Source organism: Streptomyces europaeiscabiei, from assembly GCF_001550375.1.
GTDB classification, from domain to species: domain Bacteria; phylum Actinomycetota; class Actinomycetes; order Streptomycetales; family Streptomycetaceae; genus Streptomyces; species Streptomyces europaeiscabiei.
Map to the genome: position 1 here is coordinate 1 of NZ_LRTR01000575.1, position 1872 is coordinate 1872.

The 1872-nt window shown below is 73.8% G+C and carries 1 protein-coding gene; it reads left to right on the forward strand.

Annotated elements, in window-relative coordinates; translation table 11 throughout:
* Positions 1-1872 (forward strand): type I polyketide synthase (locus tag AWZ10_RS27755; RefSeq protein ID WP_244172569.1); only part of this gene is annotated, 1872 nt, incomplete at both ends.

Consider the following 1872-nt stretch of genomic DNA (forward strand, 5'->3'; position numbering starts at 1 on the left):
CCGGTGCTGCGGGGGCTGGCCGGGACGGTGGTACGCCGTACCGCCGCGTCTGCTCCGGCCGGCGCCGCGGGTTCGGCGCTGCTGGACCGGCTCGCCGGACTCGCCCGGAAGGAGGCGACGGCCGTGCTGGCGGATCTGGTCCGCTCGCACGCGACGGCCGTGCTCGGCGCGCAGTCCGCGGCGGCGGTCGAGGAGAACCGGGCGTTCAAGGACGTCGGCTTCGACTCACTGACCTCGGTGGAGCTGCGCAACCGGCTGGCGGCGGCGACGGGCCTGACGCTGCCGTCGACGCTCGTCTTCGACCACCCGACGCCCGCCGTGCTCGCCGCTCACCTGTACACCGAGGTGACCGGCGTGCGGTCCCGGGCCGCCGCCCCGGTGGTGGCCGCCGTCGCGGACGACAGCGACCCGGTCGTGATCGTCGGCATGGCCTGCCGGTACCCGGGTGGCATCACCGACCCGGACGGCCTGTGGAACCTGGTCGCCGAGGGCCGTGACGCCATCGGCGGCATGCCCGAGGACCGCGGCTGGGACCTGGAGAACCTCTACGACCCGGACCCGGCCAACCCGGGCACCTCGTACACGCGTGAGGGCGGTTTCCTGTACGGCGCCGCGGAGTTCGACCCGGCGTTCTTCGGGATCAGCCCGCGTGAGGCGCTGGCGATGGACCCGCAGCAGCGTCTGCTGCTGGAGACGGCGTGGGAGACCCTGGAGCAGAGCGGGATCGACCCGGCGTCCCTGCGGGGCAGCCGTACCGGCGTGTTCGTCGGCAGCATCAGCCAGGACTACGTGTCCGGGGTGGCGAAGGCGTCGGACGAGGTGCAGGGCCATCTGATGACGGGCAACACCAGCAGCGTCGTCTCCGGCCGGGTGTCGTACAGCCTCGGTTTCGAGGGCCCGGCGGTGACGGTGGACACGGCGTGCTCGTCGTCGCTGGTCGCCCTGCATCTGGCGGCGCAGGCGGTGCGCTCCGGCGAGTGCTCGCTGGCGCTCGCCGGCGGTGTGACGGTGATGGCGACGCCGGCCACGTTCATCGGGTTCTCCCGGCAGCGTGGCCTCGCGCCGGACGCGCGCTGCAAGGCGTTCGCGGACACGGCCGACGGCACCGGGTTCTCCGAGGGCGTGGGCATGCTGCTCGTGGAACGGCTGTCGGACGCCCGTCGGCTCGGGCACGACGTGCTCGCGGTGGTGCGGGGTTCGGCGGTCAACCAGGACGGCGCGTCCAACGGTCTGACCGCTCCGAACGGGCCCTCGCAGCAGCGGGTCATCCAGCAGGCCCTGGCGGGCGCCGGGCTGACGCCGCGTGACGTGGACGTCGTCGAGGCGCACGGCACCGGCACCCGGCTCGGTGATCCGATCGAGGCGCAGGCGCTGCTGGCCACCTACGGCCAGGACCGGCCGGAGGACCGGCCGCTGTACCTGGGTTCGATCAAGTCCAACATCGGTCACACGCAGGCGGCGGCCGGTGTCGCGGGTGTCATCAAGATGGTGCAGGCCATGCGGCACGGCATGCTGCCGAAGACCCTGCACGTCGAGCGGCCCACGACGGAGGTCGACTGGTCGGCGGGGCAGGTGGCCCTGCTGACGGAGGCCAGGCAGTGGTCGGACACCGAGCGTGCGCGGCGCGCCGCGGTGTCGTCGTTCGGGATCAGCGGTACGAACGCGCACGTGGTGCTGGAGCAGGCTCCGGCGGCGGAGGAGTCACCGGCTGAGCCGGGGACGCCGCTTCCGGTGATCCCGTGGACGGTGTCGGGCAGGACCGCGGCCGCGCTGCGTGACCAGGCAGCCCGCCTGGCCGCCCACGTCCGCGCCCACCCCACCACCGACCCCCACGACACCGCCCTGGCCCTGGCCACCACCCGCACCCACTTC